The following is a 26455-nucleotide window of genomic DNA, read 5'->3' as shown; positions in this document are numbered from 1 at the left end:
TTTTTAAGCTTAAAATAATTAAGCTTTGACCCATTTTTGGGTTCTAAATAAAAAAGCAATATACCCTCTAACATTCAACGTATTAGGATCATTTTCCTCCAACCAAATTTTACATCTATATACTTTCCCATTTTCTGGATCCATTATAGTACCATCTTCATATTCATCCCCATCTTTTTGTAAATCTTTGATAATAACCATTCCTTCTATTGGTTGATTATAGTCATCTCCTTCACATTCCTTACATAGTTGATTACGGTCAGATTCTTTTAAAATTCGATCAATTCTTCCGAACAACTTATTTCCTTTTTTATAAATTTCTACTATTGACCTTGGCTCACCTGTATTATCATCAATGGTCTTCCATTTGCCAATAATTTCACTTTGCGCATTCACTAAACTAGTCAGCAATAATAATGTTATAATAAGAACTTTAGAGATATCCATTGTAATTAATTGTTTTTATACTTAAGTGTTCAATATAGAAAATATGAAGCTAAAACAAAAAAGCTATCTGAATATCAGATAGCTTTTTTATAATATTACAGAATAGAGAACTATTGAAGTCCTAACATTCCATTCTTAATTCCTTCACTAGCTGGTTCATCACCTAACCATATTTTGAATAAAGCATATTTAAAATCTCTTCCTTCTATCACTCCAAGTTCTTTTCCATTCTTAAAAGCCTGTACTCCTTTACCCTTTACATATACTATATCAAAAATGTCATTTTTGACAATAGGTTCATTAAAAAAATTAATAAACTTATTGATTCTTTCATCTAACGCTTTAGTATTACCAAAAGTTGCTTTTTTAAAACCATCCTGAACCGCTTTTATCATTTTCTTTTGCGTTACGAAACCAGACACTATATTCAATTTTATAGCCATTGTTTCATCTGCATCTAGAATAGCTCTGGGGTCCTTACTCTTTTTCTGTAAATAAAGTCCTCCTGCGTATAAGTCAATCCATAACATTTCTCGCATCCCAGCTCCATTTAACTTAAGATCTGTTTCACCAAAGTTTTCTTCATAGGGCAATACAGCTTTACCTACTCTGATTTGCGCCGTAGCAGTTGTTAAAGAAATAAACGCTACGATTAGTAAAGTAATTTTTTTCATCTTTGTTAAAGTTTTATCTGGGGTGTATTAATATTAAAATTCTTCCTTATTACACAAAAGTAATAAAATTTGCTATGCGCGCATAGTAAAAACAGAAAAAAAAACGTTAAATTGTGTATTTCACCGCTAAAATAACACTTTTTATCCTAAAAAGCACCTAACATTTCATTTTTTAATCCTTTATCTGCTGGATTATCACCTATCCATATATTAAATAGAGCTTTTTTAAAGTCTAATCCTTCTACGTAACCTTTTTCTACTCCATCTTTATAGATTACACTTCCCTTACCTTGCTCATATACAATATCATAAATCTGTCCTTCTTCAATCTCATCTTTAATGAAACCAACAAAAGTATTAATTCTCTTATCTAAGGATGTTGTATTACCTTTAGTAGATTTTTTAAAACCATCTCTAAGCGCTGATTCCATTTTACTACGAGACATCATTCCGGATAATATATGTAATTTTATTGCCATCGTTTCATCTGCTTCTGCAATAGAACTAGCACTTTTACTTTTCTTTTTTAAATATAATCCTCCAGCATAGATATCAAAAAAGAACTTCTCTCTCATTCCTGCTCCGTTAATTGTTAAGTCTTCTCCACTAAAAGTTACCGTATTTGGTAATGTAGCATCTCCAACTTTAACCTGAGCCTGAGTAGTTCCTACAATTGCTAAAAGAATAAATAATAAGCTTAGTTTTTTCATTTTTGTTAAATTAAATGTTTGTATGATGCTAAAATATTAAAAATTCTTCTTCAATTTAATAAGTGAAGCATTTAATTCAAAACCTAATAAGAGTAAATTAGCATTAAGCCATATGTACACCATTAGAATTAACATTGCTCCTATAGAACCATATAATTTATTATAGTTAGAAAAATTATCAATATATATTCCAAATAAATAGGTTGTTACTATTATTAATACTGTTGTCATAAATGCTCCTGGAGAAAAAAATCTGTTCATTTTTCCTTCAGTTGTTCCAAAATAAAACAGTGTAGCTACTACAAGAAAAATCATTAATACAAATAATCCATATTTTCCAAATTGTAACCAGAAGACAGTATTGTCCATGACTCCCATTTCCTTTAGATCTTCTAACAAGTAACTAAAATATAATGTTACTATTACGGTAATAAGCAACAATGATGCCACGATCAAAGAGACTCCTAGCGCTACTATATATTGTTTTACAAAATTTCTATTCAATGTTACATGATATGAATATTCAAACCCTGAAAAAACCGCATTGATCCCATTAGTCATTAAAAACAATGATAAAATAAAAACTGTAGATAATAAACCTGTTCTAGGGTTAGCAGAAATATCGGTGTATATTTCTTCAAAGAATAATTTAGATTGATTAGGTAGCGCAGAGGTTATAAATTCGAAGAAATTTTCTTGAAAACCATCTATTTGGATAATTGGTATTAAGTTTAAAAGAAAAAGTAGAAACGGGAAAAGAGATAAAAAAAAGCTCCAGGAAATAGCACTTGCTCTTGCAGAAAACGTTCCTTTTACAATTCCAATAGTATAAATCTCTACCAAATCATATACAGAAAGACCTTCGAAACCAGGAAGAATAACTTTTTTACCGATCTTAACTAGAATATTAATAATCGGTATTTTATTTAGTTTATCTTCAACTGCTTTTGACATATATTATACTGCTTTCAAACTCAAATCAAGATTATAAACAGAATGTGTTAGAGCCCCACTACTAATATAATTTACACCACATTCAGCATATTTACGAACTGTTTTTTCATTTATCCCACCACTAGATTCGGTAAGGCAAGTATCTCCAATAAGTTCTACCGCTTTTTTGGTATCGTCATAATTAAAGTTATCGATCAAAATTCTATAAACTCCGGGAGTCCTAAGAATTTCTTTAATCTCATCAAGATTTCTAGCTTCTACAATTATTTTAAGATCCCTATTCGTATCAGCTAAGTATTTTTTTGTTTTCTCTATTGCTTTTGTAATTCCACCTGCAAAATCAATATGATTATCTTTAAGCATGATCATATCATATAATGCAAATCTATGATTTTCTCCTCCACCTATTTTTACAGCCCATTTTTCTAAGGCTCTAATTCCTGGCGTTGTTTTTCTAGTATCGAGAATTTTAGTTCCTGTTCCTTCTAATAACTGTACAAACTGATTTGTTTTAGTAGCGATAGCGCTCATTCGCTGCATAGCATTAAGAACCAATCGTTCTGCCTTAAGAATAGACTGAGAACTTCCGGAAACATAAAATGCAATATCTCCATACGTAACTTGGGACCCATCTTCTATTATTACCTCAACTTCCATTTTAGGGTCGACATAATTAAATACTTTCTTAGCAAAATCGACACCTGCTAATATACCTTCATCCTTTACTAACAACTTAGCTTTACCTGTTACTGTATCTGGAATACATGCTAACGAGCTGTGATCTCCATCTCCAACATCTTCTCGTATGGCATTTGCTATTATTAATTCAATTTCTGTATCAAATTGAGCTTTTGTAATCATATTGAATGGTTATTTTTGCTAAAGTAGGAAAAGAAGTTGGAAGTACGAAGTTGGAAGTACAAAGTCAATAAAGAAACTATATCTATGACTATTAAATTAATTGCAGTTGGTAAAACAGATCATAAACAACTACAAGATCTTATCTCTGAATACACAAAAAGATTAGGATTTTATATCAAGTTTACTTTTGAAATTATACCTGATATAAAAAATTCTAAAAACCTCAGCGAAGCTCAACAAAAAGATAAAGAGGGAAAACTCATCTTAAGCAAAACAGTTACTTCTGATGTTCTAATCTTATTAGATGAAAACGGAAAACAATATGATTCTGTAGGTTTTTCTCAGCTTTTACAGAAACATATGAATAGTGGTATTAAACAATTGATTTTTGTTATTGGTGGTCCATATGGGTTTAGCCCAGAAGTATATCATAGAGCCAATGGTAAACTTTCATTATCTAAAATGACGTTTTCCCATCAGATGATTCGGTTGTTTTTTATAGAACAATTATATAGAGGATTTACTATTCTAAAAAACGAGCCTTATCATCATCGATAAGACTCATTTTTAGATTTTTAAAATTACTTAATTCTTATCTTTAGTAACAAACTCTTCTATAGCTTTATTTAGCACGATACGTTCTCGATTTTCAAAATCATCTTTAGTAATTTTAACTAACAGATCAGGTGTAAGTGGATTTCCTTGAAGCATTTCACCGTTTTTATTCACTGTTCTAGAATAGGGTATGGAAAATTGAAAGAGTTCTGTTCCTGAAACATCATAATTTCTTTGACTATTATCTGTGTACATTTTCTTTATATTGCCTTGATCGTCTACATAAAAAACAATCCCAATTAGAGCAAATGTTAGATCTGCAGATTGTGGCTGACCAACAATAATAGCATTACCATATTCTTTCATTCTATATACAAAATCATCTGCTGAGCTCGCAGTTCTTTCGTTAACTAAAACTATTATTTTTTTCACCTTCCTCCTAGCGGTCTGATTAGGTTCAATATATTTCAGTTCGCACTTATTTCCACCTCTACAGAAATCACCTCTTGGCGGTAAAAAACTTCCATTTTCAGTTTTTTCATAAATCCCATTTTCAGAAATTTCGTCAAACCATCTGTTTGCTCCTGGAAAACCATAGGACAATGCAGTTCTAAGGTCATTATCTTCAAGGATAACAGTTTTCTTATATTGCACCCTTAGGTCTTTAAATTCTGATGGGCAAAACTCAGCCAGAAATGATGAGTTTTCATTTCCACCAGGATTACTCTGAACATCAAAAATCACATAACTTATATCATTTTCAACTGATTTTAAACCATTTCTGATTTTTACAATATCACTACATACTGTAGAATCACCTACCGCAGTTGTGCATCTCAAATCACTATCGCCACTCTTATAAGCAAAGTTTTTAATTTTGACTAAGGCTATACTATCTTTAATAAGTAACGCTGTTTTGTAACCTTTTTCTACTAATTGCCAATCTTGGTATTCATTAAGATCAATCCTCTTCATATAACGATCATAAGAGGATTCTGCATCGTTGTTAATAACATAAGTCACTTCTTTTTGACTGCCATCTTCAAAAGTTATTTGCTTTGGAAGATCACCTTTTACTTTTAACGCGCCGTGCTCAAATCTATATTTAAAACCAAACTGACAATTTCCTATTCCATTCGCTCTGGTCTCATAGTTTACAAAATGATCAAAAATATCTTTGAGAGATACATCGTTAATTTTTGAGATTGTTTTTTTAGATTCTAAATCAAAAAAAACCATTTCTGGATATGTAAATCCAATTTTAACGGAACTCTCTAACCTATCCTTTTTTTGTTTTTCTATTGGATAACTAAACTTAAAATAAGAATGCCCACTAGTAAACCCTTTTCCGAAATCAAGAAATTTCTTTCTTAAGTTTTTATAACTATCGGCTTTCCCGAACTGTTTTTTATGATAGGCTTTGTATTGATCCCAATTAACCTGCTTTGTTTTATTTCTTACCTCTATGGCCTCTGCATCAACATATTCGATTTCAGAAATCATCATATCATACAAATCTGATATTTGTTTTGTGGTAAGAAACTTCTTTTGATCCTGTTGGGCATTGATTGAAATGATGTATATAAAAAACATCACCCATATAATTACTTTGTTCATTAAGATATACTATTTTATTTATCTTTAATTAAATCTCTTAAATCACTAAATGCATCTATCAAATCTTCTACCAGATCAATTGATATTGCTTCTTTATCCAAAAAAACGGATAATTTACCTTTTCTAAGTTTTACCCTATATCCTTCACTTCCTTTATTGTTATAATTCCACATATAAGAACTGTAATTTTTAGACATTTTTACTTCTAAATGTTCATTCAGAAACTTTTTTACTTTCTCTGTTTTATGCGAAGGAAAACTTGCTTTTAAGCTGTAAGCATCATCAGTGTTAGAAATAGAGATATTTATTTTATACCCATTATCACTAGTGTCATCACTAGAATAATTAACTGTAATTTTAGAATTAGAACTTGTCTGCGCGTTTAAAGTTGGCATAGCCAGCGCTACACACAACATAAAAATGATTGTTTTCATACTACTTGTTTTTTGATTAATGATTATTAATTGATGTTTCTACTTATTTCTCTAACTACCAGCTGATTCTGAAGTTAGTTTTTTTAGTTCTTTACCTATCTGAGTAAATCTTTTAAGTAACTTATCGGATGCCAGTTCTTTTTTAACATTTATTCTTAACCTATTTCCTTTTAGCCTTACTTGATAAACCTCCTCTTCTTCTAAACCTTTACTCCACACATAAGAATCATTCTTTTCGATCATATTTTCTTTCCCAAACTGATCAATTAAATATGATTTTACATTAGACTCCATATACTTCATAAATTTTATTTTTATTCTATAATTATCATCCATATCCAGCGTAACAAAAGATCTATAAAACTTTTTGTTTTCTGCATCGGAGTCATATGTAAATGAAAATTCTGAAGAAGATTTTGATGAACTCGTTTCTGTTGTTTGCGCATTGGTAGTTAATAAACCTAATACAAAACTGGTAATAATTAAAATTAGTGTTTTCATAATATTTGTTTTTTGATTAATGATTGATTTTTCACTCTAATATGTTATGTTTAATTTTTCATTCTTCTATATTATCTTGTAGTGGATATTTTCTCATAAGTGAAACTCCATATAGTAAACAAGGTGATACCAGTAAAGCTATAAGGGCAGCACTTTCTAATGAACTGCTTTCACTCATCGTGTTGTTTATATTAAGTCCAATTGTATCAAAATCTCCAACAAAATCAATGATAGCATGGATAATAATTAAAGGATAAATTCTTTTGGTAATAACTAATAACACTCCAAACATAACTCCGATAAATGTTGCATACATAACTTGAGACAATTCTCCATAAAAGCCATTATCAAAATTTATTAAATGCAGTAATCCAAAAAATAAAGAAGAAATTAATACGGATAAAACTATATTCCTTTTTGTAGTACCTAAGTGTTTGATTAAATAGGACTGTAAAAAACCTCTAAGACTTAATTCTTCTGCAAAACCAATGGACAAAGAATATATTGCAAACACAAGAATATTAGAAATTAGCGGTTCTCTATCCATTTCATCTATAGATAATCCATTAAGTAATACTAAATAGACAAGAGGAAAAAGTAATAGATACCATCTTTTTAGTTTTGTTCGTTTTATTCCTGCGATTTCAGAAATTCCATTATTTTGTATTAATACTATCGAAACTAAAATTAAAAGCAGATTTGATCCAATATTTAAAAACGTATGTATCTGAAATGATTTAATTCCTTTTTCAATCAGTAGGTTAGAAAAATATTCCCTAGCTATTAAAATAGTTATTATAGCAATTACAAAGATTATAAGTTGGTTCCAAAATTTTGATTTGAACATTTTATGTATTCTTTTTATGTTACACAGTAGTTTTGAATATTGACAATATTATTTAAACTCTATTGGTCACTCACCAATGCTTAGCGTATTGATATAATCTTTTTTGAATTCTTTTACTGTATTCCATATTTGTTGTACGGAACGTATAATCTCCTTGCTTTCTTCTAAAGAAGTATTCATAAAAAAAATAGCTCCTACTTTTTCTTTTTTATTAAAATACATCAAGGTTAATATCCCTGGATCCGAGCCATTATGCCCCATTTTTCCAGAAGGAGAAACTTCCCAAAAATATCCGTAGTTATCGTTTAATTCCTTTTTAGTATTGTACTGCTCTTTAGTTAATTTAGCAGACATCATTTTCTGAAATGCTGTAGCTTTAAGTATATTATCTTCTCCGTAATATCCTCTCATAAGACCTTGTAGATACATAGATAATTCTTTGATACTACTTTTAAATCCTCCATCAGGATATGTAATTAATTTATATTTAGGGATAATATTTCCCGATTCTGTATAGGTAGAAGCACGATGTCCTTGGTAAATAGATTCATCCGACCAACCGGAATTATTCATACCTAATGGATCCAAAATATGTTTTTGCGTATACTCCGGAAATGACATATCAGTGGCTATTTCTATTATATAGGCTAATAATGCAGATGCAATATTGGAATACTCATACCTATCTCCCGGTTGATGTTTTAAAAAATTACTTTTTTCATACCATTCTCCTTCTGGAGTTAAATGATTTTTAAGAAAACTCTCTAAACTATATGTCTTATTAGAGCTCATTAACTCCAATTCTTTACGTTCTTTTTTAGTATAGCTTTCTTTATTGAGTACTACTGCATTTTCTATAACATAACTCTTTTCATAGGCGTCGGTATCTAATATAGAAGATGTATGCGTAGCCAAATGCTCAACAGTAATTGGAATTTGTGGATACCTAGGATGATTAATTTCAAATGGCAAAACATCATTTATTGGAGTATCCACTGTTAACTTCCCTTGTTCTATAGCTTTCATTAAAGCGATTCCGATAAAAGTCTTGGAAACAGAACCAATATTTTGTATTGTATTTACAGTATATTTTTTATTAGTTTCTAAATCAGCATAACCAAATCCATTTTGATATAATATTTGATCAGGTGTCATAATAGAAACTCCAAAACCAGCTATTTTACTAGTCTTATATATAGAATCTATTTTTCTATCCAACTCATTTACTGATGTTTGTGCACTAATACAGTATGACACTATTAGACACAGAAAGATACTTATTGTTCTCATAATTATTCGTTTTTTTGATTGATGATTGATGATTGATGATTGATGGGCTCTAATTATTCCAAATTAAAGGTGAGCCCTACTCCCCTTACGCTCTCTATTTTTATTTTATTATCCTGTTTAAAATATTTTCGTAACCTACTAATAAACACATCCATACTTCTACCTGAAAAGAAGTCATCATTACCCCAAACGTCTTTTAATAAATTTTCTCTTTTGATCATGGTGTTTTTATGATCATATAAATATTGAATCAAAACTGTTTCTTTTTCTGTAAGTTTCTGTCGTTCTCCATGTAGTGTTAGACAGTGATTAGTTGCCTCAAACTTATAATTACCAATTGTGATAACTTCTTCGCGAATAGTTTCAATTCTCTGAGATCTTTTTAAAATATTTTGAAGTCTTAAAACTAAAATATCAGCTTCAAAAGGTTTAACTATATAATCATCAGCTCCCAATTTTAATCCACGTATTTTATCCTCCTTCATTTTCTTAGCTGTTAGAAAAACAAATGGAACTTCTGGATTGATTTCTATTACTTTTTCTGCCAATGTAAAACCATCCATTTTTGGCATCATTACATCAAACACACATATATCAAACTGTTTTTCGGAGAATACTTGTAAAGCCTCTTTCCCATCCTGAGCCCAAACTACACTGTATCCATGAAGCTCTAAATATTGTTTTAAAATACTTCCGAAATCAAAATCATCTTCTGCTAATAATATATGCTTCATAATTATATTTTTGTCGGTATTGTTATTGTGAACGTTGTCCCTAAATCTTGCTTGCTTTCTAATTTGATATTACCTTGATGTGCCTTTACAATTTGATTAGTAAAAAAAAGCCCTAGCCCTAAGCCTTTTACATCATGGATATCTCCCTTTGTAATACGATAAAACTTTTCAAAAATTTTACGTTGCTCTTTTTCAGAAATTCCAATTCCATTATCATGGATTGAGATCTCATACATATCATCTTTAAGATAGGTTCTAAAGACTATATCCACTTTTTCTTTACCATATTTCACTGCATTATCCAGAATATTAAGTAATGCTGTGGTAAACATAAACTTATCAATACTAAAATATACTTCTCTAAACTCGATCTTAGAACTTACGGTAACATCCATATCCTGAACAGATAATTCAAAATCCTTTAAAACATTCTTAAAATAAGTATCTGCTAATATTTCTTCTTTGTTAAGTATTATTTCTTCGGATCCTAAACTATTCGTTACCACTTGATCTACTAACTTCTGCAACCTGCTATTTTGACGGTCTAAAATGTCCAACGTATTAGAAAATGCTTCTGGAGAATTCTGTATTTCAGCTTTCTTTAAACTCTTAGTAGCAATACCTAGAGTAGCCATAGGAGTCTTAAGTTCGTGAGTGATGTTATTAATAAAATCTGTTTTTATATCCGCTAGTTTTTTCTGACGAATTAGGTTTCTAATGGAATAAAACATTAGACTTACTACAAAAAGGAATAAAAGAATAGAGAAAATAAATAATGTTGCCATCTGCTTAAATACTATCTTCTTCCATCCTATAATATTGATATAATCTACTGTTCTCACTTCTATATCTAATGAAACATTTATCATATCATTATTTATTTCATTTTCATAGTCCATATCAGTAAACCAACGAGCTTTACTCATCACTACTTCATCTTCTTTAGGAAACTTTTCTCCAAAAGAATAAACATTTTCTCCACTTGATGCCGAAAAAATAGAATCCATCTCTTCTCCATCAAAAATTACAATACTTTTAATATCCTTTTTATATTGTATATCGTATTCTAAATTCCTATTTGCAATTTCCTTTTTATAATAATCTACAAATAAATGATTTAGAGAATCTGTTATAGGTCTAAACCTATTCAATGCTTCTTTCTTTTGGATATTATTCTTCTTATATTCTATTAGATTTTCACTTAAGTAAACATACCATGCCTCTGCCAAAGAATCCATCTCTACAGTATTATCTATATTACTAATGGCTTTTTTAGTTTCTTTGATAAAGACATCTTTTTTTAATTGATAGGTATTATGTATCAAATACGCCTGTATTGCACATAATGCTATTAACGCCATGGCGGATGTTGTGATCAGTATGTTTATCTTTTTCTTCATTATAAAGATGTATTGATGATATCAATAGCTTTTTGCAATTGATCTTGAGAATCTAAGATATAATGTTTTGGTATAAAATCTTCTCTAGGAATCCCATTTATATGAAATAACTTTTCTACCGGAAATTGAAATCCAATTTTAGTTTCTGGTAGTGTATATTGATAAATTGCTCCTAATAAATCACCCATACCAGTACCAACTATTTCTGCTCTATTTAGTCCGTCAAATCCAATTGTTATACCTTCTCCCATACTACCAGTCCATCGACCGCAAAGAATTACCAAAGTATTCTTATATGTTTTTCCTCTAGGAGAAACTAGCTCGATTGTTTTTCTTTCTACATCAAACAATCTTTTTTCGTAAATAAAATTATGTTGTTGATAGGGTGCTTCTTTACTTATAAAAGATCCCATAATAGCTCTAGCAACTGTTGTGTTACCTCCGCTAGGGGTATCTCTAAGATCTAAAACAATACCTTTGGTATCCTGAAGATTCTGCATTACTTCATCAAAAGCTTTAATAGTATTGTTATTTCCTAAGGAGTTATTGATTTTAATATAACCAATATTATCATTTATCACTTTAGAAGCCAATAATTCTGTAACATTCTTATTCTTTACATTTTCAATATTGAATGTTAATGAGCCATTAACATTAATACTTCTTTTAGTATTATGTGTTCCGGCCAATAAAAGATTTGCTGCATATTCATACATTTTATTAGTATGTACACTAACACTTTTGGGTAAAAACTTTTTTACAGCTTCTGAAATTATAATTTCATTATATGCCGTCACCTCCATTCCTATTGCTAATCCTGCTTTTTCTGCAAGAAAACCTTTTCTAATGGCTGATATAGTATATTTATTATTTTCGTAGGTAACCCAAATATCTGTACCTGTAGGCAGCATTCTGCTAGAAGAATTCAAATTAGTATTAAGACCTACATGACCATTAAACAACTCATTATTAGTCATTTCTAATAAACGAATAAAATCATCACCATTTTGAATCGTGTCCACAGAAGGTTGATAAATCCTTCTTACTTCGTTCCAATCGACTTGCTGAGTATCAAAATATGCAAAATATTTATCAACTGTATTCCAGTAATAATCAAAGTCTTTTTGATACTTGGTCTGCGCAATAGAACTATAGGTTACTAATAAAATGATGATGATTCTAAACATTACTATTCGTTTTTTGATTGTTGATGAGATCAAATTTATAAGATACCATCTATCAAAACGAGGAATTAAGCATCGTTAACCGACCATTAACGTTAATAAAGCCCTACAACCCTATAAAATAAGGACATGAAGAAGTTAAGTTAATACTGCCTCAAAAAAGATTAATTACTACATTTGCGAACAAATCAAACCAATCCCATATGCAAGCATATTTAAAGCTGATTAAATTTGATAATCTCATTCTTATAGCCTTAGCACAATTATTTATTAAATATGGTCTTTTTGAACCGTTTGATATAGACGTTACGCTAAATGCATTCGGAATTTCGCTTTTAATTATTTCCACTATTTCTTTAGTGGCCGCAGCAAATGTTATGTTATATATTCAGGATAAAGAACAATCAGAGACGATTGTATCTGAAAAAGTCTTAAACCGTCTTTTTATAATATTTAATGTTATAGGAGTTGGTATTGGTTTTTATTTATCTAATATCATCGGAATACCCAAATTAGCTGCTTTGTTTATAGTGGTATCAGGTATATTTTATATTTATACTACCTATCTAAAAGAAATATTAGTTTTAAAAAATATCATTATTGGTATTCTTATGGCTTTGGGATTGATAGCTGTGACTATTTTTGACTTGCTTCCTGCTATTACTGAGCAAAATAGAGCTTCACAAAAGGTTATTTTTTTAATTGTTGTAGACTATTCCATTTTTGCTTTTATAATTGTTACTATTAGAGAAATTGTAAAAGACTGTTTGCATGTTGATAGAGATCACAATACAGGTTTACCGACAATACCAATTAGTTTAGGAAAAGATCGTACCGCAAAATTAATTGGAGGCCTAACGATACTACCAATAGGTATGATTATTTATTATGTATATACATATTTATTCAATAATTCTACTGCTGTCATCATAGTTTTGGGGTTACTCGTTGCACCTCTACTATATTTTATGTTTAAAAGTTGGGGAGCAGAAAGCAATAAAGATTTTAAAACCTTAAGCCTTATATTAAAAATTGTGCTATTCTTAGCCTCATTATCTCTATTACTTTATCAATTTATTCTAAAATAAGAAATGCTTAAACAAGTATTAAAAGATTATGACCTAATTCTGGCATCAGGATCTCCAAGAAGACAACAGTTTTTTAAAGATTTAGATTTAGATTTTACAATTCAGTTAAAACAAGTAAATGAAATATACCCCAATCACCTTAAAGCGGCAGAAATCTCTGATTATTTGGCTAAACTAAAAGCTGCGGAGTTTACAGAATTAAAAAAAAATGATATTCTAATAACCAGTGACACGATTGTCTGGCATCAGAATATAGCATTAGGAAAACCTAAAAACCTAGCAGATGCTAAAAACATGATCGCTTCTTTATCAGGAAAAACTCATGAAGTAATTACCTCAGTGTGTTTTAAAACTCAAACGGCTACCAAAATTATTAATCAAACTACCAAAGTAACCTTTAAAGAACTAAGTAGTGAAGAAATAACATACTATGTAGATACTTTTTCTCCATTAGATAAAGCGGGTTCTTATGGAATACAAGAATGGATTGGACATATTGGAATTACTAATATAGAAGGCAGCTATTTCAATGTAATGGGATTACCCATACAACTTGTTTATGAAACGTTAATAGAACTTGCCAGATCATAGCATTATCGTAATTTAGTTTTACTAATATGATAGAATAATAAGGACACATCAATGTTATTTTGAAATAAAATTTGTCCAAAAAAGTATTCTAGATAATTACATTGCTTAAAAATTATATTATGAAAAAGTCATTGCTCCTTTTTGGGATACTAGGTGTTTTGGTAATTATTGCATGCAGCAATATCAAAGCAGATGAAAACATTAAAAGTACTGAAAAGACTAGTACAGAAAATGCAACTTCAATTACAAAACCTACAAAAGAACTTTCTGAAGAGTTTAAAAAATACTGGTATGCTGGAAATGCAGAAATAACATCGTACAAATTGGAACAAGCCAGATATGGTGAAATGAGAGAAGGAAAAGCTGTACTAATATATGTTACTGAAGATTTTTTGGCTAAAGAACAAGTAAAAGCGGATTACCAAAACTCTGATAATATTCCTGTCCTAAAATTAAATGCCACTAAAAAATTCAACACAGGAATATATCCATATTCAATTATGCAAAGTACTTTTTATCCTGTTGCTGATAATCAACATGCTGTAAAAATATCAAGTTCTATGCAAGAATGGTGTGGTCATGTATATGCGCAATTAAATAACAGAAAAAAGTATGAGCTTACGTCTCACTCTTATTTTCAAGGAGAAGCGGATCAAAACTTTGAATTAAACAAAGACATTCTTGAAAATGAGTTATGGGCTAAAATTCGAATTGATCCAAATGAATTACCACAAGGAGACTTAAAAATCATTCCTTCTTTAGAATACTGTAGACTTAAACATAAAGAAATTAAGGCATATGATGCGAAAGCTACCTTGCAAAAAGATGCAAATTATAATACATATACTATAGAATACCTCAAACTAAATCGAAACATAAGTATCACTTTTACCGCTTCTTTCCCTTATGAGATAGAAAGCTGGACAGAAACTTTTAAAAGTGGTTTTGGTTCTAATGCCAAAGAACTAGTTACAAAAGCAACGAAATTAAAAAGTATAAAATCTCCTTATTGGGGTAAGAATAGTAATAAAGATGAAGTTTTAAGAAAAGAATTAGGACTTTAATTATATTACAAAGATCTATTTAAACTAATAATACAATTATGAAATTAACCGAAACAGAAATTACAAGTCGATTAAAAACAATGGATGGATGGGAATATGAAGACAATGCAATCCATACTTCTTTTGAATTCGAAAATTTTAAAGATGCTTTTTCAGCGATGTCACGTATAGCTTTTGAGGCAGAAGCACTAAATCATCACCCAGATTGGTCTAATGTATACAACGTAGTTAACATCTCATTATCTACCCATGATGCAGATGGTGTTACCGAAAATGACTTTAAATTAGCAAAAGCCATCGACGGAATTGTAGAAGAAGAATAAAATATAAATCAGAAATGAATATCGATTTGTGAAACTTTTTGTTTCTACTTATGTTTGTATTCAGATTTTAAATTTAGATTATGGGAAGAGCTTTTGAGTTCAGAAAGGCACGTAAAATGAAACGTTGGTCAGCAATGTCCAAAGCATTTACTCGTATTGGTAAAGATATTGTAATGGCTGTAAAAGAAGGTGGACCTGATCCAGCTTCTAATTCTCGTTTAAGGGCTGTAATACAGAATGCGAAGTCTGTAAATATGCCGAAAGATAATGTAGAGCGTGCCATTAAAAAAGCTTCTGACAAAGATCAAAGCGATTATAAAGAAGTACTTTTTGAAGGATATGCTCCTCACGGAATTGCTATTCTGGTAGAAACAGCAACTGACAATAACAATAGAACAGTAGCCAATGTAAGATCTTATTTCAACAAATGTGATGGGAACTTAGGAACCTCTGGTTCTGTAGAATTTATGTTTGATCATACCTGTAATTTCAGAATCAATGGAGAAGGATTAGACCCTGAAGAACTAGAGCTAGAATTTATTGATTTTGGTGCTGAAGAAGTATTTCAGGATGAAGATGGTATTTTAATATATGCGCCTTTTGGAAGTTTTGGAGCGATCCAAAAAGAATTAGAAAGTAGAGAAATTGAGATTTTATCTTCTGGATTCGAACGTATACCGCAAGTCACCAAAAAACTGACTGCAGAACAAGTTGCTGACGTAGAAAAACTTTTAGAAAAAATAGAGGAAGATGATGATGTACAAAATGTATATCATACTATGGAAGAATCTTCTTCTGATGAATAAATAAAAGCATAACAACACTTTATGAAAAGACTGTCTATAAAAGACAGTCTTTTTTGTTATGTTTAATTCACCTTTTCGACCAACCAAAAAACTAAGACAATTATGAAAAAATGGATCTTTTTGACATTTCTTTTGATAATGCAATTTTCTCAGGCTCAAAATATGACTAATGAAACATTAAGAGAAATAATTACCAGAAAAGCAGATACATTAGCAGGAATCACCGGAAATTGGCAATTAGTATATAAAGATACTCCAATGCTATGTGTTACTGATCAAAAAAACAATCGAATGCGCATTATAGCTCCGATTATGGAATCTGAAAATTTAGATAAAGATTTATTATTAGATTCTATGACCGCTAATTTTCACTCGGCATTAGATGTAAAATATGCTATTTCTAATGGCATTCTTTGGTCGGCATATGTTCATCCTTTAAAAGAACTTACAACAGAACAAGTGGAAAGTGCTATATCACAGGTATACTATGCAGCGAAAACTTTTGGAACGACATTCTCCAGTACTGAACTGCTTTTTGGAGCTGGTGCACTTGAAGAAAAAAAGAAAGAACCAAAAAAAGAAATAATTAAAAAGGAAAATACTGAAAAGTTCTAAATTTCTGGTTCAAAACTATATTCAGGTACTTTTCCCTTCACATCCTTGAAAAAAGCATACATAAATTGTAGATCTTTATCAAGATTATTTGTAGGATAAAAGGGATCAGAGATCACTACTCTTTTCTTTCCAAAATCAAAAGCAACCATAATAATAGGTACTTCTGCAGCTATAGCTATATAGTAGAAACCTGTTTTCCAAGTAGATACCTTCTTTCTAGTTCCTTCTGGAGCTAAAGTTAATCTTAACTCATCACGTTTTTCAAATTCTTTTGCAATTGCTTCGACTTTATTCTGTCCAGGTGTTCTATCTAAAGCTATCCCTCCTACTTTTCTAAAATACCAACCAAATGGCCATTTAAAAAGTTCTTTTTTACCCATGAAGCTTATTTTTACTCGATTTACCTTTCGGATCAATAATCCCAAATAAAAATCATGCCAACTAGTATGAGGTACCGCTATGACTACGCATTTTTTAATAGTATCACTACTAAAATCGCCTATCATCTTCCATCGCATTATTTTATAAAATATAAAAGATGCTAGTCTTGTCATAATAACTTTAAGTATTAAAGATCACTTATAAAGTACGATAAATTTCTTTAAGCTTATCCGCATTTATCTGTTCCTGCCAATTCTTTCCTAATGCATTTTCCCATAAAGGGACTAAACCAAGAGCAACAGATGCCATTGTATCCAATTGTTCTTCGGTGGCATCCGCACAAACACCAACTGGTAGCTCAATTTCATGAACCTCCTTCATTTTTTTAAATAGTGCCACTCCTTCTGGATAATAATCTCCTAACTTATCAAATACAATGCAATTACCTATTCCATGTTTGGTACCCAAAACGTATGCTAATCCATAACTCATGGCATGCGCAACTCCAACCTGCGAATATGCTATACTCATTCCACCATGCCAGGAAGCCATCATTAATTTAGCATCTGCTTCTTCTTTATCGAGCGTATCTTCAAGAAAGATTTCTTTACATAAATCATACGCTTTTTCTCCATAACTCTGGCTAAAAGCATTAAGATATGTTCCTTTTAACGATTCGATACAATGGATATAACAATCCATTCCTGTATAGAACCATTGGTCTTTGGGAACATTTCGTATTAATTCTGGATCTAGAATTACCTGATCAAAAGGTGTAAAATCAGAATTAATACCTAATTTTCTTTCAGGACCTGTCAATACTGTTGTTCTTGACACCTCTGCTCCTGTTCCAGAAATTGTTGGAATACCCACGTGATACACAGCTTTATTGTCTACAAGATCCCAACCTTGGTATTCTGTAGCGCTTCCTGTATTATTCATCATTATAGCTACTGCTTTTGCTAGATCCATAATGGATCCACCACCAATACCTATAATACCACTTGGTGTAAAACTGTATGTGTTTTTAAAATCAGAAACTAATTGATCTACTTGAGAAGTTTTAGGTTCTTCTTTTGTGGAAACATACACTATGCTATCATTACCCGATAACTGTATTCTATCTTCTATAAATGTTTTGTTATTTTCAAAAACATCATCTATAAGATAGATAAAAGGGGCTCCATTTTTTCTTTCAGAAGAGAGGATTTGTCCTAGTTGATTAAAAGATCCTTTACCAAAAACCACTCTTGGTACCATAGGAAAATTCTTATGGATGGATTCTTCAACTTTAGGAGTAACCGTAGATGTACTATTCAAAAGATTTTGTTTATTAATTAAATTCCTTGCTTTTTCTAAATCTTCCGGGGTATCTATTTCCACACCTTCATGGTGCGTCTCTATCATTTTTATATTCTTACCATATTCTAAATATCTAATACATTCAATTTTTTCAGAAGCTTCTAAAGTCCTCATCGGTAGGCGATAAAAATCTAGAATTGCTTGCTTTCTAAATGCATAAATACCTTTATGTTTAAAATAGGTATGACTGATTTCTTTATCTCTAGGATACGGAATTGGAGCTCTGGAAAAATACAAGGCATAGTCGTCTTTATCCACGATTACCTTAACACTATTTGGGTTCACGATATCATCCCAATCAGTCATTGGCGTCATAAGACTTGCTAAGTCAATCTTAGCAGCATCCTCTCCCTGAAATACTTCTAAAACCTTTTCTAGGCTTTCTCTTTCAGTAAAAGGTTCATCGCCTTGCACATTGACTACAATATCAATATCCATGTTTTCCACCGCTTCTGCAATTCTATCGCTTCCACAGTCGTGCTCCTTAATACTCATAATGGCTTTACCACCATGATCCGTAATTTCTTTAAATATAATCTCGCTATCCGTTACCACATAAACCTCAGTAAACAATGAAGTATTCACTGCAGCCTCGTATGTTCTTAAAATAACAGATTTTCCCTCAAGATCCTGCATTAATTTCCCTGGAAATCGGGATGCAGCGTATCTCGCAGGAATCATTGCGATAGTTTTTAAGTTAGTATTGTTCAAAATTGCTTGCTTTTGCAGGTCAAAAATAACTTTTTTAAATCGATTTTCTGGAAGAGCGAGTGAATAGTTTTTTATAAACTTTTCTTAAACCAAAAAACAATAGTATTACCATAATAATTGCTATGAACGGCAGAAATACAGATAATACCGACATAATTGTCGCTGTACCTGTTTCTGCTGTCGCAATTATAGGATTGGCTAATCCACCTGTTGTAGCAGATGATGTTAACCTAGATGCTCCCATTGTACTTTTTACAGTTGCCGCTGTTCCTCCACCAGCAATAATAGCAAGAGCCCATGTAACTACAGGACTTAAATTAGCAACGGTTGATACCATAACCGCTGTTCCCGCAATTGCTGCTAGTGGAATCGCTATAGTATCTAATAAATTATCAAACCAAGGAATGTAGTAAGCCAATATCTCAACTACTGTAGCTATAGATAAAACGATTAAAGCCGTATTACTCCCTACCCACTCCCAATCAGAATTTAAAGGAATCGCTCCATAATGTCCTGCCAAACTAACTGCCAACAAAGGTAAAAACACTCTAAACCCAACAGATGCAGCTAATCCAACTCCTAAGCATATACTTATTATTGTTTCTTGCATTTCTTAAAAAAATTAATTTTCGATAAAAAAATCGTCTTTAAACCCGATAAGATACAATTTTTCTTTTGCTCTAGTAACCGCAGTATACAACCATCGTAGATAATCCTTATTAACACCATCAGGAAGATATGGCTGTTCTATAAATACCGTATCCCATTGTCCTCCCTGAGATTTGTGACAAGTAATTGCGTAAGAGAATTTAACCTGCAAGCCATTAAAAAACTTATTATTTTTAACCCCTAAAAACTTTTTATACTTCGACTTTTCTCCTTCAAAATCTTTCATTACTTCCTGATACAACTTATTAGAGTCTTCGTAGGACAACGAAGGTGTTTCAGAAGTTAATGTATCCAAAATAAGCACGGTTTCTAATGGTTTTTGATCAGGATAATCAACCATGGTAATTTTTACTTCAGCAAAACGAAAACCATACAATTCTTTTATTGCATAAATTTCAAGTATTTTTATAATATCGCCATTCGCGATAAATCCTGCCTCGCTTTTAGTATCCAACCAAAAATAATTATTCTTTACAACCATTAAATAATCTCCAGCGGAAAGCTCCTCTTCTTGAAATAGTATTCTGGATCTAATTTGTTGGTTATATATATTGGCTCTTTTATTAGACCTTAATATAATAACTGATTCTTCGTGACCGGAACTTGCGTACGAATCATTTAAAGCGTCCATAATATCGTGCCCGTCTACCAATCTAATAATATCAGGATATCCTTGTACGTCAAACTGAAAAGATTCATAAAAACCATCATTTAACAATTCTCGTAATGAGGTCGCATTCATTAAAACACCGCTATTCTCGGCTTGTCGCACAACTTCATCTAATTCTATTTGTATCACATCTTTATTAAATCCCATCGATAATGTGTCTGGATCTAGTGCTGGACTAACTTCTAATTTTACAGGCGGTAACTGTGCTGTATCTCCTATAAATAAAACTTTACAGTTATGACCAGAGTACACATACATCATTAGGTCATCTAGTAATGAGCCATTCTCAAACAACTTACTATCGCTGGGTGTATCAGGGATCATAGAGGCTTCATCTACGATAAAAATCGTGTTCCTATTTTTGTTTTGTTTTAACTGAAAAGCAAGTCCTCCACTACTGTTCTTTTTAGGATAATAAATATTCCTATGAATGGTTTGCGCATGTCTTCCTGAATAATTAGTAATCACCTTTGCAGCTCGACCCGTAGGAGCTAATAAAACAGAACTTAACTTCGCTTTCCATAGATTTTTTACTAAAGTTCCTATTAAAGTTGTTTTTCCTGTTCCCGCATACCCTTTTAATAAAAAAAGTGAGTCTTTCGTACTTGATAAAATAAAAGTAGAAAGCTTCTGAAGTACAATATCCTGTTTTAGAGTCAGTTCAAAAGGAAAATCATCTTTTAATAATTGATAAAACTCTGTTTCCCTCATGAAATATCTGTATTCCTTAAATCCATAATCTGTTAATAAATCAAAGATAGTAATGATTTTTTGGCTATAAACTTTTACGATTAAAAAAAAATTGTAGATTTGCGTATACACTAATGTCTAAAAGCTAAATTATAAAATGAAAATTGTTCTTCAATTAGTTCTATGGGTAGTTATCGCAGCCTTGGGATACATGGTATACGATTCTGTAATGGGTCCTGTAAGATTCAATAAAGTTAAAAAGGTGCGTTATGCAAAAGCCATTGAAAACCTTAGAGATATCCGACAAGCAGAATTAGCCCATAAAACGGTAGTTGGTAAATTTGAAAAAGATCCAACAAAATTAATTGCTTTTATAGATACTGCTAAGTTTACATTAACGCAGCGTAGAGATTCTAGTTTTGTAGCATTCAACAAAATCCTACAAATTGATGAGCCAAGAGATACTGTTGTAGTTGATACACTTGGATATGCTTCTGTTAAGGATTCTTTATTTAAAGGAAGTGATCGATACAAAACAATGATGAATGTTCCTGTAGATGGTAAAGATGCTAAATTCGAACTTGATGCTGGATTTATCGACAAAAACGGAATACGAGTAAGTGTTTTCGAAGCAAGAGTAGCAAAGGATATCTTACTACACGATCTTGATAAGGATTTATTATTCCAAGAAAAGCAAGTAGTATCAGTAGAAGGTGTTGATGGACCTTTTTTATCAGTAGGTTCTATGCAAGAAGTAAATACCACGGGTAATTGGCCAAAAACGTATGACTCAAATACAAAACAAGAGTAACACCACAGGTAATACAAAATATACATTGTCCATTCAGGTGAGCCTGAATGGACTTTCTTTTTGTGCAGTAAATTCTGAAAACGAAATAGTTGCTTTAGAGCAAGATAATTTTGGTGTACGCTTATCTCCTGAGCAAGTTTTAAACAAAATCAAGTATATTTTTGATCATAATACACATTTAAAATATGATTTTGAAACTGTAGAAGTGATCTATGAAAACGATCTTTATACTGCCGTACCTAAAGCTTTATTTGATCCTGAATTGCTAAAAGATTACTTAAAATACAACATTAAAGTATTAGAAAATGATTTTATAGCCTATGATGAACTTAATCAGCATGAAATAGTAATTGTTTATATTCCTTACACCAATATCACCAATTTCTTTTTTGAAACATTCGGATCATTTACGTACAAGCACTCTTCCTCAATATTAGTGGATAGTGTTTTATCCAAAGAAAAAAACAATGAAACGACCAGAGTTTTTGCTAATATGAATTCTGCATCTTTCGATTTAGTAGTTGTAACCAAAGGAAAATTAGTACTGAGCAATTCATATATATATGAAACCAATGAAGATTTTCTATATTATGTAATGTTTGCAGCAGAACAATTGCGATTAAATCCCGAAGAGTTTCAGCTGGTTTTTCTTGGAGATATTTCTAAAGACAGTCCATGTTACAATATTGCTTATAAATATATAAGAAATGTAAGTTTTGGAAATAGAAATAACACCATACAACTACCAGAAACAATGGATTCTATAGATACACACCAACATTTTGTTTTATTAAGTCATTTTTGATATGCGAATTATTTCAGGAAAATATAAAGGAAAAAGATTACAGGCACCAAAAAAACTACCTGTAAGACCTACAACAGATATGGCTAAGGAAGGATTGTTTAATATCCTAAATCATCATTATGTGTTTTCTCAGGTAACCTTACTAGATCTTTTTGCTGGAACAGGAAACATCAGTTATGAGTTTGCTTCTCGTGGTTCTGAAAATATAACTGCAGTAGATGCTAATTATGGATGTGTGGGCTATATAAAAAGTATTGCCAAGGAGCTAGAATTTGATATAGATACCATTAAAAGTGATGTGTATAGCTATCTAGAAAAAGTAAAAAAGAAATCAGATATTATTTTTGCAGATCCTCCATATGACTTCGACACGGAGCAGTTTACAAAAATTGCAGAATTAGTTTTTACTAATGATCTACTTAACGTAGATGGTCTTTTGATCATAGAACATTCTAAACATACATCGCTAGAAGATGCTCCTAATTTTAGAAACGCTCGCAAATACGGAGGATCCGTGTTTAGTTTTTTTGAAAAAGAGCAATCCTAAAAATTTATTATAAGATTCATAAAGATACTTTTAACTAAAACACTACTTTGATCCACATGATTTTGTAGAACTTCCACAAAGTTCCAATTCATAGTACTAAAGAATTTATCTTGAAATAATATAACAAGTTAAATTTTTCACACGATGATTAACAAAATCAAAAAATTAGGAATTTCTTTAAACAAAGAACAACAAAAAGAAATTAATGGCGGAAACATTGCAGGAAGAAGATGCAACTCCAATGCAGACTGCTGGAACATGTCTCCATTTTTAGGACCTGGAGATGTTTCTTGTAGATACAGTCCTTTTTCTGCACATAAAGTATGTCTGTTTAATTAAGGTAACTATTTTTAAAACACCTAGGAGTCTTACCATATGTTTGACTCCTTTTTTTATCCTTATTATTTTTATTTATTTTTCTTTTTTGGAGAAACTCTGAATGCTCTTCTGGCCTTTATCTTATTATATAATAACACTACCACAACTACAAGTGCCAGTATTGCAAAACCTCCCCTACCCAGAAGGTAGTCAATAATATCCATACCAATTATTTTTGTATAAAGTCGATAAAGATATCTAATACTTACACGAATTTAACAGATATACAATTACTTATAATTACCGTAACTAAATAAATAATTCATTTTTTTTATTTTTTCATGGTAACAAAATATAGATTTCTGACACTATTATATAGGTCTGGTATTTATAAATCATCAATATTATGAATATCAAGCCTCTAAGTAAATCAAAAAAGTATATTTTTGCAGACCTAAAAACTGAAGATTAGTTAACGCCTACATATATGAAGTATAAGACACACAAAATCAAAGCTTTCAACTTACAAGAAATGCTTTTGGTTTTGGCAATTATAGGAATTTTATTGTTAATAGCACTGCCTAATTTTTTACCTCTTATTGCTCAAACAAAAGCTCAGGAGGCTAAAATACAATTAAAAACTATTAGCAATATGCAGACCCAATATAGATACCTCAATTCTAAATATTCTAACGATTTTAATGAAATAAATTACGAATCTCCAACAACAGTTAAAAATGGAGGAACAGCAAATTATAATTACGAAATTATCGAAGCTTCTATTTCTAATTTTAAAGCTAGAGCAACTGCCATAGTTGATTTCGACGGAGATGGCATTTTTAATGTATGGGAAATTGATCAAAACGGAAGTCCTAAACAAATCACTAAAGATTAATGCTTATTTTGAAAGGACTTATACTTTTAAATCTTGGTTATATAACCTGGCAAGACTTACTTAATAGAGAAGTTTACTGGTTTTTGTTTTTGAGTCTATTGATTTCTCTAGGTTTTCTGCATTATAACAATGTATTATTCATTCATTTCCAAAATTCAATTTTAATAAATGCTTCATTAATAGTTTCAATAATAACAGTACTCTATATGTATTCGGCAATGAAAATAAAACGTCCATTTTTTAAAGAAGTATTTGGCATCGGAGATGCTTTCTTTTTTCTTGCATTTGCAATAGCATTTCCGACGGTAAGTTTTACAATATTATTTGTGTTTTCTATAATTTTCTCTTTAGTACTATGGATGATTCTAAAAAAGAATTCTAAACATAATACAATCCCTTTAGCAGGCTACATGTCATTATTTTTGGTTTTAGTTTTTTCTTTTAATTGGATCTCCAATTCAATTAATCTATATATACTATAATGAAAATAGGTTCTTTTGAAATACCAGTCGATATCAAACAATTGATTACTCCAAATCAAGCGTTTCATTATAGAATAATTCCATTCCAAAAGGAAAATGGTAGTATACAATTCAAAACTGATTCTAAAGACATTGAAAACCTAAAAAAGGAGCTTTCAATAATCCTTAATCAGAAGGTTGTTCTTATTTCTGAAACGGAAGAGAATTTACAATCTTATTTAACATTAAACTACAGAAAAACAACAACTACTTCTAATCAAAAATTGCATTATGAAGATAACTTTTTACAGAAGTTAATAACCACTGCAAAAGATTTTGGAAGTAGTGATATTCATATGGAACCTTATGAAAAATTCTGTAGAGTACGATTGCGACTAGATGGTAAATTAAAGGAGCAGTATACGATTAGCAACAAAGAATATCCTCAACTGGTTAATCAAATAAAAATACAATCAGGATTAGATATTTCTCAAAAAAGACTAGCACAAGATGGTCGTATCACATTTAAAAATGGAAATGAAGAATTTGATATTAGGGTTTCGACTATGCCGACTTTATATGGAGAGAAAATTGTTTTACGTTTATTAAACCGTGACACACAAGATGTACAACTAAATGATCTCGGTTTTACTAAAAAAGAACTTCAACTATATAGAGAAGCTACAAAAAAACCTCAAGGAATAATTCTAATTTCTGGTCCTACAGGTTCTGGAAAAACGACTACGCTATATGCTACTTTAAAAGAATTAAATAAAGAAGTCTCAAATATCTTAACTATAGAAGATCCTATAGAATACACGTTAGAAGGAGTAAATCAAGTACAATTAAGAGAAGATATCGAATTTGATTTTCCAGCAGCACTTCGTGCTTTTCTGCGTCAAGATCCAGACATTATAATGGTTGGAGAAATTAGAGATGATAAAACAGCTAATATGGCTATAAAGGCTGCATTAACTGGACATTTAGTTTTATCCACAATACACACTAATTCGGCTTGGGCTACTATTTCGAGATTGATTGACATGAAAGTTCCTTCTTTCTTATTAGCTAGTACATTAACCATGAGTATTGCTCAACGATTAGTGCGAAAACTGTGTATTCATTGTAAAAAAGAAAAAAAAGCCGAACCAAAAGATTTTCCTTTGGGATTTGATATTCCAGAAGAAATAAAAACACATTTTATCCCAACTGGCTGCAATCATTGTTACCAAACAGGATATTTAGGTAGAAAAGCTATTTATGAACTACTACCCATTACTAAAGAATTAGAAACTGCGATACGTCATAACGAATTACAAATTGACGACTACATTGCAACCCAAAATATTGATACGCTACAAAAAAATGCATTGCGCCTAGTAAGGGAAGGCGTAACTTCTACCGAAGAAGTGTATGCATTACTGGCAAACAACTAAAACT

General features: G+C 30.9%; 31 protein-coding genes and 2 pseudogenes. 14 read left to right on the top strand and 19 right to left on the bottom strand.

Annotated elements, in window-relative coordinates; translation table 11 throughout:
* Positions 1-18: 18 nt before the first annotated feature.
* The 5 genes from NMK29_RS07060 to nadC form a co-directional block, all read right to left on the bottom strand.
* Entirely contained in the window at positions 19-447 is a 429-nt protein-coding gene (locus tag NMK29_RS07060) for a DUF2147 domain-containing protein (protein WP_108804543.1), read from the bottom strand.
* A 110-nt stretch (positions 448-557) separates the two neighbouring features.
* Positions 558-1121, bottom strand: a complete 564-nt coding sequence (locus NMK29_RS07055; protein WP_108804544.1) for a chalcone isomerase family protein — start codon at positions 1119-1121, stop codon at positions 558-560.
* A 146-nt stretch (positions 1122-1267) separates the two neighbouring features.
* A complete protein-coding gene (locus NMK29_RS07050; RefSeq protein WP_108804545.1) occupies positions 1268-1831 on the bottom strand; it encodes a chalcone isomerase family protein in 564 nt (187 codons plus the stop codon).
* Between the two features lie 36 nt (positions 1832-1867).
* Complete coding sequence (locus tag NMK29_RS07045; protein WP_108804546.1) at positions 1868-2785, bottom strand: YihY/virulence factor BrkB family protein; 918 nt, start codon at positions 2783-2785, stop codon at positions 1868-1870.
* A gap of 3 nt (positions 2786-2788) precedes the next feature.
* On the bottom strand, positions 2789-3646 hold the full coding sequence (nadC, locus tag NMK29_RS07040; protein ID WP_108804547.1) for a carboxylating nicotinate-nucleotide diphosphorylase: 858 nt from the start codon (positions 3644-3646) through the stop codon (positions 2789-2791).
* Between the two features lie 84 nt (positions 3647-3730).
* Between nadC and rlmH the strand changes: the two genes are divergently transcribed.
* Positions 3731-4204, top strand: a complete 474-nt coding sequence (gene rlmH, locus NMK29_RS07035) for a 23S rRNA (pseudouridine(1915)-N(3))-methyltransferase RlmH (protein ID WP_108804601.1) — start codon at positions 3731-3733, stop codon at positions 4202-4204.
* A 27-nt stretch (positions 4205-4231) separates the two neighbouring features.
* Here rlmH and NMK29_RS07030 read toward each other — a convergent pair whose 3' ends face one another.
* From NMK29_RS07030 to NMK29_RS06995, 8 genes are all read right to left on the bottom strand, one after another.
* Entirely contained in the window at positions 4232-5818 is a 1587-nt protein-coding gene (locus tag NMK29_RS07030) for a S41 family peptidase (RefSeq protein ID WP_108804548.1), read from the bottom strand.
* Positions 5819-5832: 14 nt separating this feature from the next.
* The gene (locus NMK29_RS07025; protein WP_159092298.1) at positions 5833-6252 is read right to left on the bottom strand and encodes a hypothetical protein; all 420 of its coding nucleotides are present in this window, start codon (positions 6250-6252) and stop codon (positions 5833-5835) included.
* 51 nt (positions 6253-6303) lie between these two features.
* Positions 6304-6753 (bottom strand): hypothetical protein, encoded by a 450-nt coding sequence (locus NMK29_RS07020; protein WP_108804550.1) that lies wholly within the window; start codon positions 6751-6753, stop codon positions 6304-6306.
* Positions 6754-6811: 58 nt separating this feature from the next.
* Entirely contained in the window at positions 6812-7600 is a 789-nt protein-coding gene (locus tag NMK29_RS07015; protein WP_108804551.1) for a CPBP family intramembrane glutamic endopeptidase, read from the bottom strand.
* Between the two features lie 66 nt (positions 7601-7666).
* Positions 7667-8890: a serine hydrolase gene (locus NMK29_RS07010; RefSeq protein WP_108804552.1), complete on the bottom strand. Its 1224-nt coding sequence runs from the start codon at positions 8888-8890 to the stop codon at positions 7667-7669.
* Between the two features lie 53 nt (positions 8891-8943).
* Entirely contained in the window at positions 8944-9624 is a 681-nt protein-coding gene (locus NMK29_RS07005; RefSeq protein WP_027391103.1) for a response regulator transcription factor, read from the bottom strand.
* A 2-nt stretch (positions 9625-9626) separates the two neighbouring features.
* Positions 9627-11024 carry a sensor histidine kinase KdpD gene (locus tag NMK29_RS07000; RefSeq protein WP_108804553.1) on the bottom strand — a complete coding sequence of 466 codons (1398 nt, stop codon included), beginning with the start codon at positions 11022-11024 and terminating at the stop codon, positions 9627-9629.
* Positions 11024-12211, bottom strand: a complete 1188-nt coding sequence (locus tag NMK29_RS06995; protein WP_108804554.1) for a S41 family peptidase — start codon at positions 12209-12211, stop codon at positions 11024-11026. Before NMK29_RS06995 ends, NMK29_RS07000 begins: the two co-directional genes overlap by 1 nt.
* A 200-nt stretch (positions 12212-12411) precedes the next feature.
* On the opposite strand from NMK29_RS06995, the gene NMK29_RS06990 reads away from it, so the two are divergent.
* From NMK29_RS06990 to NMK29_RS06965, 6 genes are all read left to right on the top strand, one after another.
* On the top strand, positions 12412-13296 hold the full coding sequence (locus NMK29_RS06990; protein ID WP_108804555.1) for a geranylgeranylglycerol-phosphate geranylgeranyltransferase: 885 nt from the start codon (positions 12412-12414) through the stop codon (positions 13294-13296).
* A gap of 3 nt (positions 13297-13299) precedes the next feature.
* Positions 13300-13887, top strand: a complete 588-nt coding sequence (locus NMK29_RS06985) for a Maf-like protein (protein ID WP_108804556.1) — start codon at positions 13300-13302, stop codon at positions 13885-13887.
* A gap of 119 nt (positions 13888-14006) precedes the next feature.
* Complete coding sequence (locus tag NMK29_RS06980) at positions 14007-14951, top strand: septum formation inhibitor Maf (protein WP_108804557.1); 945 nt, start codon at positions 14007-14009, stop codon at positions 14949-14951.
* A gap of 35 nt (positions 14952-14986) precedes the next feature.
* Positions 14987-15274 (top strand): 4a-hydroxytetrahydrobiopterin dehydratase, encoded by a 288-nt coding sequence (locus NMK29_RS06975; protein WP_108804558.1) that lies wholly within the window; start codon positions 14987-14989, stop codon positions 15272-15274.
* Positions 15275-15354: 80 nt separating this feature from the next.
* Positions 15355-16080: a YebC/PmpR family DNA-binding transcriptional regulator gene (locus NMK29_RS06970; protein ID WP_027391096.1), complete on the top strand. Its 726-nt coding sequence runs from the start codon at positions 15355-15357 to the stop codon at positions 16078-16080.
* A 102-nt stretch (positions 16081-16182) separates the two neighbouring features.
* Positions 16183-16695: a hypothetical protein gene (locus NMK29_RS06965; RefSeq protein ID WP_234424307.1), complete on the top strand. Its 513-nt coding sequence runs from the start codon at positions 16183-16185 to the stop codon at positions 16693-16695.
* Here the strand turns inward: NMK29_RS06965 and NMK29_RS06960 are convergent.
* The 5 genes and pseudogenes from NMK29_RS06960 to NMK29_RS06940 form a co-directional block, all read right to left on the bottom strand.
* On the bottom strand, positions 16692-17249 hold the full coding sequence (locus NMK29_RS06960) for a 1-acyl-sn-glycerol-3-phosphate acyltransferase (RefSeq protein WP_108804559.1): 558 nt from the start codon (positions 17247-17249) through the stop codon (positions 16692-16694). The genes NMK29_RS06965 and NMK29_RS06960 overlap by 4 nt on opposite strands.
* A gap of 25 nt (positions 17250-17274) precedes the next feature.
* A pseudogene (locus NMK29_RS23885) lies at positions 17275-18315 on the bottom strand (iron-containing alcohol dehydrogenase family protein); the annotation flags it as partial.
* Between the two features lie 99 nt (positions 18316-18414).
* Positions 18415-19119: pseudogene (kdsB, locus tag NMK29_RS23880) on the bottom strand (3-deoxy-manno-octulosonate cytidylyltransferase); the annotation flags it as partial.
* 64 nt (positions 19120-19183) lie between these two features.
* Entirely contained in the window at positions 19184-19759 is a 576-nt protein-coding gene (locus NMK29_RS06945; RefSeq protein WP_108804561.1) for a DUF4126 domain-containing protein, read from the bottom strand.
* Between the two features lie 12 nt (positions 19760-19771).
* Positions 19772-21199, bottom strand: coding sequence for an ATP-dependent RecD-like DNA helicase (locus tag NMK29_RS06940; RefSeq protein ID WP_108804602.1), 1428 nt, complete (start codon positions 21197-21199; stop codon positions 19772-19774).
* A 136-nt stretch (positions 21200-21335) separates the two neighbouring features.
* Between NMK29_RS06940 and NMK29_RS06935 the strand changes: the two genes are divergently transcribed.
* From NMK29_RS06935 to NMK29_RS06920, 4 genes are all read left to right on the top strand, one after another.
* Positions 21336-21989 carry a hypothetical protein gene (locus tag NMK29_RS06935; RefSeq protein ID WP_108804562.1) on the top strand — a complete coding sequence of 218 codons (654 nt, stop codon included), beginning with the start codon at positions 21336-21338 and terminating at the stop codon, positions 21987-21989.
* Positions 21964-22794, top strand: a complete 831-nt coding sequence (locus NMK29_RS06930; RefSeq protein WP_108804563.1) for a DUF3822 family protein — start codon at positions 21964-21966, stop codon at positions 22792-22794. Before NMK29_RS06935 ends, NMK29_RS06930 begins: the two co-directional genes overlap by 26 nt.
* A 1-nt stretch (position 22795) precedes the next feature.
* On the top strand, positions 22796-23341 hold the full coding sequence (locus NMK29_RS06925) for an RsmD family RNA methyltransferase (protein ID WP_108804564.1): 546 nt from the start codon (positions 22796-22798) through the stop codon (positions 23339-23341).
* 144 nt (positions 23342-23485) lie between these two features.
* Entirely contained in the window at positions 23486-23680 is a 195-nt protein-coding gene (locus NMK29_RS06920; RefSeq protein WP_108804565.1) for a hypothetical protein, read from the top strand.
* 68 nt (positions 23681-23748) lie between these two features.
* Here the strand turns inward: NMK29_RS06920 and NMK29_RS23770 are convergent, their stop codons facing one another.
* Positions 23749-23883, bottom strand: a complete 135-nt coding sequence (locus NMK29_RS23770) for a hypothetical protein (RefSeq protein ID WP_255411813.1) — start codon at positions 23881-23883, stop codon at positions 23749-23751.
* Between the two features lie 263 nt (positions 23884-24146).
* Here NMK29_RS23770 and NMK29_RS06915 point away from each other — a divergent pair, with 263 nt between their 5' ends.
* The 3 genes from NMK29_RS06915 to NMK29_RS06905 are packed head-to-tail and all read left to right on the top strand — an operon-like array spanning position 24147 to position 26451.
* Positions 24147-24554: a prepilin-type N-terminal cleavage/methylation domain-containing protein gene (locus NMK29_RS06915; RefSeq protein WP_027391086.1), complete on the top strand. Its 408-nt coding sequence runs from the start codon at positions 24147-24149 to the stop codon at positions 24552-24554.
* On the top strand, positions 24554-25036 hold the full coding sequence (locus NMK29_RS06910) for a hypothetical protein (protein WP_027391085.1): 483 nt from the start codon (positions 24554-24556) through the stop codon (positions 25034-25036). Before NMK29_RS06915 ends, NMK29_RS06910 begins: the two co-directional genes overlap by 1 nt.
* On the top strand, positions 25036-26451 hold the full coding sequence (locus NMK29_RS06905; protein ID WP_027391084.1) for a GspE/PulE family protein: 1416 nt from the start codon (positions 25036-25038) through the stop codon (positions 26449-26451). Before NMK29_RS06910 ends, NMK29_RS06905 begins: the two co-directional genes overlap by 1 nt.
* Positions 26452-26455 lie beyond the last annotated feature (4 nt).

The sequence above is a fragment of the Aquimarina sp. Aq107 genome, from assembly GCF_943733665.1.
Classification (GTDB): domain Bacteria; phylum Bacteroidota; class Bacteroidia; order Flavobacteriales; family Flavobacteriaceae; genus Aquimarina.
This window is presented reverse-complemented; position numbering and strand designations above follow the sequence as displayed.

What these genes read in the sequence shown, in the direction of transcription:
- NMK29_RS07010 (WP_108804552.1), bottom strand. Translation starts at nt 8,890, where the DNA reads ATGAGAACAATAAGTATCTTTCTGTGTCTAATAGTGTCATACTGTATT.
- NMK29_RS06970 (WP_027391096.1), top strand. Translation starts at nt 15,355, where the DNA reads ATGGGAAGAGCTTTTGAGTTCAGAAAGGCACGTAAAATGAAACGTTGG.
- NMK29_RS06985 (WP_108804556.1), top strand. Translation starts at nt 13,300, where the DNA reads ATGCTTAAACAAGTATTAAAAGATTATGACCTAATTCTGGCATCAGGA.
- nadC (WP_108804547.1), bottom strand. Translation starts at nt 3,646, where the DNA reads ATGATTACAAAAGCTCAATTTGATACAGAAATTGAATTAATAATAGCA.
- NMK29_RS06910 (WP_027391085.1), top strand. Translation starts at nt 24,554, where the DNA reads ATGCTTATTTTGAAAGGACTTATACTTTTAAATCTTGGTTATATAACC.
- NMK29_RS07015 (WP_108804551.1), bottom strand. Translation starts at nt 7,600, where the DNA reads ATGTTCAAATCAAAATTTTGGAACCAACTTATAATCTTTGTAATTGCT.
- NMK29_RS06990 (WP_108804555.1), top strand. Translation starts at nt 12,412, where the DNA reads ATGCAAGCATATTTAAAGCTGATTAAATTTGATAATCTCATTCTTATA.
- NMK29_RS06915 (WP_027391086.1), top strand. Translation starts at nt 24,147, where the DNA reads ATGAAGTATAAGACACACAAAATCAAAGCTTTCAACTTACAAGAAATG.
- NMK29_RS07050 (WP_108804545.1), bottom strand. Translation starts at nt 1,831, where the DNA reads ATGAAAAAACTAAGCTTATTATTTATTCTTTTAGCAATTGTAGGAACT.
- NMK29_RS06935 (WP_108804562.1), top strand. Translation starts at nt 21,336, where the DNA reads ATGAAAATTGTTCTTCAATTAGTTCTATGGGTAGTTATCGCAGCCTTG.
- NMK29_RS07025 (WP_159092298.1), bottom strand. Translation starts at nt 6,252, where the DNA reads ATGAAAACAATCATTTTTATGTTGTGTGTAGCGCTGGCTATGCCAACT.
- NMK29_RS07020 (WP_108804550.1), bottom strand. Translation starts at nt 6,753, where the DNA reads ATGAAAACACTAATTTTAATTATTACCAGTTTTGTATTAGGTTTATTA.
- NMK29_RS23770 (WP_255411813.1), bottom strand. Translation starts at nt 23,883, where the DNA reads ATGGATATTATTGACTACCTTCTGGGTAGGGGAGGTTTTGCAATACTG.
- rlmH (WP_108804601.1), top strand. Translation starts at nt 3,731, where the DNA reads ATGACTATTAAATTAATTGCAGTTGGTAAAACAGATCATAAACAACTA.
- NMK29_RS07055 (WP_108804544.1), bottom strand. Translation starts at nt 1,121, where the DNA reads ATGAAAAAAATTACTTTACTAATCGTAGCGTTTATTTCTTTAACAACT.
- NMK29_RS06920 (WP_108804565.1), top strand. Translation starts at nt 23,486, where the DNA reads ATGATTAACAAAATCAAAAAATTAGGAATTTCTTTAAACAAAGAACAA.
- NMK29_RS07045 (WP_108804546.1), bottom strand. Translation starts at nt 2,785, where the DNA reads ATGTCAAAAGCAGTTGAAGATAAACTAAATAAAATACCGATTATTAAT.
- NMK29_RS07060 (WP_108804543.1), bottom strand. Translation starts at nt 447, where the DNA reads ATGGATATCTCTAAAGTTCTTATTATAACATTATTATTGCTGACTAGT.
- NMK29_RS06945 (WP_108804561.1), bottom strand. Translation starts at nt 19,759, where the DNA reads ATGCAAGAAACAATAATAAGTATATGCTTAGGAGTTGGATTAGCTGCA.
- NMK29_RS06925 (WP_108804564.1), top strand. Translation starts at nt 22,796, where the DNA reads ATGCGAATTATTTCAGGAAAATATAAAGGAAAAAGATTACAGGCACCA.
- NMK29_RS06930 (WP_108804563.1), top strand. Translation starts at nt 21,964, where the DNA reads ATGACTCAAATACAAAACAAGAGTAACACCACAGGTAATACAAAATAT.
- NMK29_RS07000 (WP_108804553.1), bottom strand. Translation starts at nt 11,024, where the DNA reads ATGAAGAAAAAGATAAACATACTGATCACAACATCCGCCATGGCGTTA.
- NMK29_RS06960 (WP_108804559.1), bottom strand. Translation starts at nt 17,249, where the DNA reads ATGACAAGACTAGCATCTTTTATATTTTATAAAATAATGCGATGGAAG.
- NMK29_RS07005 (WP_027391103.1), bottom strand. Translation starts at nt 9,624, where the DNA reads ATGAAGCATATATTATTAGCAGAAGATGATTTTGATTTCGGAAGTATT.
- NMK29_RS07030 (WP_108804548.1), bottom strand. Translation starts at nt 5,818, where the DNA reads ATGAACAAAGTAATTATATGGGTGATGTTTTTTATATACATCATTTCA.
- NMK29_RS06965 (WP_234424307.1), top strand. Translation starts at nt 16,183, where the DNA reads ATGAAAAAATGGATCTTTTTGACATTTCTTTTGATAATGCAATTTTCT.
- NMK29_RS06905 (WP_027391084.1), top strand. Translation starts at nt 25,036, where the DNA reads ATGAAAATAGGTTCTTTTGAAATACCAGTCGATATCAAACAATTGATT.
- NMK29_RS06980 (WP_108804557.1), top strand. Translation starts at nt 14,007, where the DNA reads ATGAAAAAGTCATTGCTCCTTTTTGGGATACTAGGTGTTTTGGTAATT.
- NMK29_RS06940 (WP_108804602.1), bottom strand. Translation starts at nt 21,199, where the DNA reads ATGAGGGAAACAGAGTTTTATCAATTATTAAAAGATGATTTTCCTTTT.
- NMK29_RS06995 (WP_108804554.1), bottom strand. Translation starts at nt 12,211, where the DNA reads ATGTTTAGAATCATCATCATTTTATTAGTAACCTATAGTTCTATTGCG.